Raw genomic sequence first — 6,738 nt, 5'->3', positions numbered from 1 at the left:
AAAGCAAAGAAAAAAAATTATATAATTTATCAGATACCATTGGATGTATGTCTCCTGCAAATGTAGATTTTATTTTAACTCATAACCCTGAAATTGAAAGCAGCAAGGTTGAAGTAAATCCTAATTCGATTGAACCAAACATATTTGAGTATACTGAGGAGCAAAAAAGAGTGATTAGAAATAAGTACGGAGTTCCTTTAAATAAGAAAGTTTTAGTATATGGAGGTAATTTAGGAAAACCGCAAGGATTAGATTTTTTGTTGCAAACCATAGAAAAATCGTCTGATGAAAATGCTTTTTTTTTAATTATTGGAGATGGTACGGAGTACAATAAAATGGATAGTTGGTTTAAGAATAACAAACCAACTAATGCAAAATTATTAAAAAGACTACCAAAAGAAGATTACGATACTTTATTAGCATCTTGTGATATAGGATTGATTTATTTACATCCGGATTTTAGTATACCTAATTTCCCATCTAGATTATTATCCTATTTAGAAATGAAAATGCCAGTAATTGCTGCAACAGATTGCAATACTGATATTGGTGATATCATTGAAACAGCAAATTGTGGGTTTAAAGTAGTATCTGGTGATATATTTAAAATGAATCAAGCCATAGCTGAATCGATAGATAACAATAAACTTGAAATCATGGGTAATAATTCATGGATTTTATTGCAATCCAATTATATAGTTGATTATTCCTATAATTCAATAATCAATAGACTCAATTAATATTTAATTAAATCATATTAAGTGTATAAAAAACATATAAAAAGTATATTTGATTTTAGTATCGCTTTTATTGCTTTCTTTTTTCTGTTACTTATATTTGTAATTGTTCTTATTGGTTTGTACTTAGTTAATCAAGGAAAACCATTTTTTTTTCAATTACGTCCAGGTAAAAACGGGCAACTATTTAAAATAATAAAGTTCAAAACGATGAATGATAAGAAGGATGAAAATGGAAATTTATTGTCCGATGACTATAGATTAACTAAAATTGGTGCTTTTGTCCGAAAGACTTCTTTAGATGAAATCCCACAATTATTGAATGTATTAAAAGGAGATATGAGTTTAATAGGACCAAGACCTTTATTACCTGAATATTTGCCTTTATACAATGAATCACAAAGGAGACGACATGAAGTAAAACCAGGAATTACAGGTTGGGCACAGGTAAATGGAAGAAATGCAATAAGTTGGGAACAAAAATTTGAATATGATGTCTGGTATGTCGAAAATGTGTCATTTTTATTAGATTTAAAAATACTTTATCAAACAATAAAAAAAGTGTTTAAAAGAGAAGGTATAACCGCTGAAAATTCAGTTTCAGCAGAAGCATTTAAGGGAAATAGTTTATGAAAAAAATTGCAATTATTGGAGCAGGCGGTTTTGGCAGAGAAGTAAAAATGTTAATTGACCAAATAAATCATAATGAAAAACAGTACGAATTTATTGGGTTTTATGATGATAATGTTGAAAGCGAAACAATAATTAATGGATTTAAAGTATTAGGTTCTATAAATGAACTTCTACAAATTGATTATAATTTAGAACTTGTAATTTCAATAGCAGATCCAAAGATTAAAAAGAAAATGTATGAAACATTAAATTATAATAATTTTTTAAGTTTTCCTACATTAATTCATCCCAATGTGTTAATTGGAACAGATGAAGTAAATATTGGATATGGATGTATTATTTGTGCATCAAATATTATTACAGTGAATGTTACTATTGGAAATTTTGTAATATTAAATTTAGGCTGTACTGTTGGACACGACACAAAAATTGGTGATTATAGTTCATTTATGCCATCTGTAAATATTTCTGGAGAGGTAATCATAGAAAATTCAGTATATGTAGGAACAGGAGCTAAAATAATTAATTTATTAACCATTGGTAATTCAACTATCGTTGGAGCTGGTGCTGTTGTTTCGAAAAGTTTACCAGAAAAATGTACCGCAGTTGGAATTCCTGCTAAACCAATTAAATATCATGAATAATACAAAAATATGGCTTTCCTCTCCACATATGGGAGGCACCGAACAAAAATATATACAAGAAGCTTTTGACGCCAATTGGGTAGCTCCACTAGGTCCAAATGTAAATGGTTTAGAACAAGACTTAGAAAACTATTTGGATTCTAATGCTCACGTGGGTGCTTTAAGTTCAGGAACAGCAGCAATACATTTAGGTTTAATCTTGTTAGGCGTACAAACTGGAGATGAGGTTATTTGTCAAAGTATGACTTTTTCGGCATCGGCAAATCCAATTTTATATCTTGGTGCCACACCTGTTTTTATTGATAGTGAGGCACAAACTTGGAACCTTTGCCCAATAGCATTAGAAGCAGCAATCATTGAAAGAATAAAAAAGGGTAAAAAACCCAAAGCTATCATTGCCGTGCATTTATACGGCGTGCCTTATCAAATAGAAGCAATCACAGCCATTGCAGATACATATCAAATTCCAATTTTAGAAGATAGCGCAGAAGCTTTAGGCAGTTCCTACAAAGGTCAAAAATGTGGTACGTTTGGCGATATTGGTATTTTGTCATTTAACGGAAATAAAATCATTACTACTTCTGGTGGTGGTGCTATAGTAACCAAAACGGCAGCACTAAAAGAAAAAGCCATTTTCTATGCTACGCAGTCACGAGACAATGCGCCGCATTACCAACATAGTGAAATCGGGTACAACTACCGCATGAGTAATATTTGTGCTGGTATTGGTAGAGGACAAATGGAAGTCTTAGACGAACATGTTGCCTTACGCAGACAAATGCACGATTTTTATGTAGATATTTTTGCATCGATTGAAGGTGTGGAAGTATTTTCTACGCCAAACGACGATTATTTTGCCAATTATTGGTTAAGCGCCATTACCATAGACGAAAACAAAACCAACGGTATTACAAGAGAAACTCTTCGTTTAGCCTTAGAAGCTGAAAACATCGAATCCCGTCCTTTATGGAAACCCATGCATTTACAGCCCATTTTCGAAAAATATCCGTACTACGGAAATCAGGTAGCTGGAAAACTTTTTGAAACGGGATTGTGTTTACCCTCTGGTTCTAATCTTACCGATGAGGATCGAACCCGAATAAAAAAAGCAATACATACTATTTTCAAACACCAATAAAAAAACCGCCATTTGGCGGTTTTTTTATTGTCTATTTGATTTTTTATTTCAAAACTCACGTAGTAGTTAATTCCCTTTGCGCGCTTAGCGAAAAACGTGGCGAACCATGCTGTTAAAGTACAAGCTGAAGGTATTCAACTGTTAGCTTTTCGTAAATCCCAAATCGTATATCGCAAATTCCACTTCATCTATCTAAAAATCTAAAGATCTAAAAATCTAAACTAAATTTTCCAAATCAAATTCACTCCACCACGATACGGCAACCATTCACCGCTTTTATTAAATTTATCGGCATCTTCATAACGCACACCAGTTGTGCTATCGTATCCTTTATAAAAACTTTGAATCGTTCCACCCCCAACAAAAGCTTCTAAAGCAAACTTCTCGGATACGGCATACACATAACCAATACTAATTCCGGCCATATAATTATACCCTTTTTGATAAAGATTGCTATTTGCATAATTGTATTTTTGTAGATGAAACGTACTTCCACCAATATGTCCTCCCACATAAAAACCGGTCAGTTCAGGCTTCGAATAATAGCGAATTTCAGGCGTAATAATTAAAAACTTCAAGGGCATATTATGATAGCGATTAAAAGTAGATCCAATAGCATCAATATGAAAGCTAAATCGTTTACCCAATCCTTTTTCGTAACCTACTGAAGGAAAGCCAAGTAACGTGGTAGCGGCATTCACATGAACCCGTTGTTGCCCAACAACACCACTAAAAAATAACACAAAACAAACAACTAAAAACCGATTCATAATTTAAATTTTTGGTAAATATAAGTATTTAAATTTTCAACAAGAACCGAAAAAAACCATTCTTATATTTTTTTTAGTCAAAAAAAGTATAACTTTGTGTGAAGTAATTTCCCTAAATATGCAAAGTAAGATAAGAGCCTTTATTAATTTAAAAAAATTGACTTTTTTACCCAATTGGTCAATTTTAATTATCGATTTTGTAATCTCTGCTTTAGTAGCAACTTCAAATTTTGCGGTTTTTAAATTTTTAGGCGTTGAATTTTATAACGTCCTGCCGTCAGTTACAAGATTAACTATCCTTTTGGGCGTATTAATGTGCTATTTTATTCTTTTTAAAACGTATTCCGGCATTATTCGTTATTCTAGTTTAAAAGATGCTACTCGAATTTTCAAAGCTGTCTTTTCTGCATTTTTAACCATTGCAACTTTTGACACGTTTTACTTTTTAACATACAATTCGCATGTTTTTGTGTTAATGCAAATATTTTTCTCAACACTATTAATCTGTTTTACTTTAGTTTCTTTTAGAATTTTCATTAAAACATTATTTAAATATTTTACAGGTGCCGAGGAGCAAAAAAAAGCTAAAAACATAGTAATTATTGGCGTAAACAGCACCACGATTGCTTTAGGAGAAGCGTTAGTAAATGATAGTTCTACCTATAAATTGCGATTTTTTATAGATAAAAATAAATACTTAAACGATAAAAAAATATTAGGAATTCCAGTCATTGCTAAATCCAATTCCATTATTGCCATACTTCGATACAATAAAATCAAACACGTGGTATTAATAAAAAATTATTTACCAGAAAATGAAGAATTAGAATTGTTAAATGATTGTTTACGATTTAAAATCAATGTGTACAATGCCAAGTTAGTAAGCGACTTCGATTCCGATGTAAGTACTGTAAAATCATTAAAGAAATATACCATTAACGAATTGATGTTTAGAGATACCATAAACATTGACAACCCAAATGTTATTGAAACCTTCAAAGAAAGAACGGTTTTAGTCACGGGTGGCGCAGGATCTATTGGTAGCGAAATTGTCAATCAAATTGCAAAATTCAATCCACACCGAATTGTAATAGTAGATCAAGCAGAAACACCTTTAAACAGTATTCAACTAAAAATGGCTGCCGCATTTCCGCAAATTACTTGCGAATATGAATTAGTGGATGTAACCAATTCAAATGAAATTCAATCGGTTTTTGAAAAATACAAACCAGAAATTGTTTTTCATGCAGCAGCTTACAAACATGTACCCGTTTTAGAAAATAACTTTATGCAAGCCATAAAAGTTAATGTTTTTGGAACCAAAAATGTGTTAGATGCCGCCTTAAAATTTGAATCAAAGCGTTTTGTATTTGTATCAACAGATAAAGCGGTTAACCCTACAAATATTATGGGGGCATCCAAACGATTGGCTGAAATTTTAGTTCAGTCAGCCTATTACAAACAAAAAAGTGCTGAAAAGCTTCAAATTATTATCACGCGTTTTGGAAATGTACTGGGTTCAAATGGATCTGTAGTCAACCTTTTCGAAGAACAAATTAAAAACGGCGGACCAATAACCGTAACGCATCCAGATATTAACAGATTCTTTATGACGATTCCAGAGGCGTGTAAGTTGGTTTTAGAAGCCGGAACCATGGGCGCTGGAGGAGAGATTTTTGTTTTTGATATGGGTAAACCAATTTTCATTAGAGAATTAGCAGAAAAAATGATTCGTTTAAGCGGGAAAGAACCTTATAAGGACATTGACATTGTATATTCTGGATTACGTCCAGGAGAAAAATTATACGAAGAACTTTTGGCAGACAGTTCAAAAACATTACCAACCTATCATTCAAAAATTCTTATCGCACAAGACCCAGTACATTGTTTTGAAAGCGTAAGTGAATTTCTTTTCAAATTAAAAGACAATTCCTTTGAAACAAAAGAAGATTTGATTGATGTAATTAGAGAATTGGTACCCGAATTTATTCAAACACCACAAGAATAAAAATTAGTAAGTAACTACTATGACAATTTTAGTATGCAGTGTAGTTTTTTTATGTTTAGTGATAGGTATCACAGCAATTGATACACAATCAAACGGTTTTTTTACACAAGAGCGAATAGGGCAACACGGAAAATCATTTCTGATTTATAAGTTACGAACCCTTCATTCAAAAACAAATAAAACCTCTTTTTGGGGACGAATGTTACGAAAAACCAAGTTAGACGAATTCCCGCAACTTCTTAATATTTTAAAAGGCGAAATGACATTAGTAGGCCCTCGCCCAGATGTAGCTGGCTATGCCGACAAATTAGAGGGTGCAGACCGTATTATCTTAAACCTAAAACCAGGCGTTACGGGACTTGCCTCTTTAAAATACCGTAACGAAGAACAAATTCTTTCCCAACAAACCCACCCACAACACTACAACGATGAGGTCATCTGGCCAGACAAAGTAAGAATTAACAAATGGTACGCCCAAAACCGTACTCTTATTATGGACTTACAAATTATTTTTTACACCTTCTTTCCCGTTTCTTTTGATGTAGAGGCTTTTATGGGTAAAAGGTGAAGGGTTTAGGGTAAAAGGTTTAAGGTTTAGGATGAAGTAATTTGTTCTAATTTCGTTATTCCATGTTCCATGTTCGTTATTCTTTTTCCTACTATTCGATTGGTAGCTGAGGTTCTTCCTTTTGCCTTCGAGAACCTCAGGCAACGGTATAAAATTTGTTATATTGTTTTATGTTGGTGGCTGAGGCTCTCGAAGCCACCATCCCACATCCTTTTTGTCATTCTGAACTTTTTTCAGAAT

Annotated in this window: 7 protein-coding genes; 6 read left to right on the top strand and 1 reads right to left on the bottom strand. The window is 32.6% G+C overall.

Features of this window, described 5'->3' with window-relative positions:
- From KA468_RS08470 to KA468_RS08455, 4 genes are all read left to right on the top strand, one after another.
- Positions 1-740 (top strand): glycosyltransferase family 4 protein (locus tag KA468_RS08470; RefSeq protein ID WP_291242513.1); only part of this gene is annotated, 740 nt, incomplete at its 5' end.
- A gap of 21 nt (positions 741-761) precedes the next feature.
- Positions 762-1,370 (top strand): sugar transferase, encoded by a 609-nt coding sequence (locus tag KA468_RS08465; protein WP_291242512.1) that lies wholly within the window; start codon positions 762-764, stop codon positions 1,368-1,370.
- Positions 1,367-2,014: an acetyltransferase gene (locus KA468_RS08460; protein ID WP_291242511.1), complete on the top strand. Its 648-nt coding sequence runs from the start codon at positions 1,367-1,369 to the stop codon at positions 2,012-2,014. Before KA468_RS08465 ends, KA468_RS08460 begins: the two co-directional genes overlap by 4 nt.
- On the top strand, positions 2,007-3,152 hold the full coding sequence (locus KA468_RS08455; protein ID WP_291242510.1) for a DegT/DnrJ/EryC1/StrS family aminotransferase: 1,146 nt from the start codon (positions 2,007-2,009) through the stop codon (positions 3,150-3,152). The genes KA468_RS08460 and KA468_RS08455 overlap by 8 nt, the downstream gene beginning before the upstream one ends.
- 221 nt (positions 3,153-3,373) lie before the next feature.
- On the opposite strand, the gene KA468_RS08450 is transcribed toward KA468_RS08455, so the two are convergent.
- Positions 3,374-3,922: a DUF3575 domain-containing protein gene (locus KA468_RS08450; protein ID WP_291242509.1), complete on the bottom strand. Its 549-nt coding sequence runs from the start codon at positions 3,920-3,922 to the stop codon at positions 3,374-3,376.
- 118 nt (positions 3,923-4,040) lie between these two features.
- Here KA468_RS08450 and KA468_RS08445 point away from each other — a divergent pair, with 118 nt between their 5' ends.
- Together KA468_RS08445 and KA468_RS08440 are read left to right on the top strand one after the other, a co-directional pair.
- Positions 4,041-5,930: a nucleoside-diphosphate sugar epimerase/dehydratase gene (locus KA468_RS08445; RefSeq protein WP_291242508.1), complete on the top strand. Its 1,890-nt coding sequence runs from the start codon at positions 4,041-4,043 to the stop codon at positions 5,928-5,930.
- Positions 5,931-5,949: 19 nt separating this feature from the next.
- Complete coding sequence (locus tag KA468_RS08440) at positions 5,950-6,498, top strand: sugar transferase (protein WP_291242507.1); 549 nt, start codon at positions 5,950-5,952, stop codon at positions 6,496-6,498.
- Positions 6,499-6,738 lie beyond the last annotated feature (240 nt).

The sequence above is a fragment of the Flavobacterium sp. genome, assembly GCF_017985075.1.
Classification (GTDB): domain Bacteria; phylum Bacteroidota; class Bacteroidia; order Flavobacteriales; family Flavobacteriaceae; genus Flavobacterium.
The sequence above is the reverse complement of the archived record's forward strand: the minus strand, read 5'-3'. Positions and strand labels throughout refer to the sequence as shown.